Consider the following 449-nt stretch of genomic DNA (forward strand, 5'->3'; position numbering starts at 1 on the left):
ACGCGCAGACGAAAAAGTACAGATATGAAAAAGGCCCACGTTATAAATAACGTGGGCCTGAATAGTGGCGGAACGGACGGGACTCGAACCCGCGCCCCCCTGCGTGACAGGCAGGTATTCTAACCGACTGAACTACCGCTCCACTGTTCCCGCTTGGGGAACGAGGCGCAAATTACGGTGTCCCTCCGATCTCGTCAACGAATTTTCTCACGTTTGGAAACGTTAGCGGCAAAAATCACCCAACCGAAGATTTAAAAGGCATTGTGGCGATAATTCAGGCGCGCCACATACAGCTTCCCCCCGTCTTCTGCACCACGTCGAGACGGGATTCATGGACAACTAGAGCTTCAACACAGGCTAACACCACCCGCAAACGGCTTGCCTGACGGACAACGCGCTGAATGCCCGCTTCGCCCTGCGTCTGCTGTGACTCATTTTCCATGCTGAAC

The 449-nt window shown here is 54.1% G+C and carries 1 tRNA gene and 1 pseudogene; both read right to left on the reverse strand.

The window, feature by feature from the left end:
- Positions 1-65: 65 nt before the first annotated feature.
- Positions 66-142, reverse strand: a tRNA-Asp gene (locus A6013_RS24310).
- 132 nt (positions 143-274) lie between these two features.
- A pseudogene (locus tag A6013_RS27690) lies at positions 275-449 on the reverse strand (DNA polymerase III subunit epsilon); the annotation flags it as partial.

It is taken from the genome of Enterobacter sp. IF2SW-B1, assembly GCF_001743375.1.
Taxonomy (GTDB): Bacteria; Pseudomonadota; Gammaproteobacteria; order Enterobacterales; family Enterobacteriaceae; genus Enterobacter; species Enterobacter bugandensis.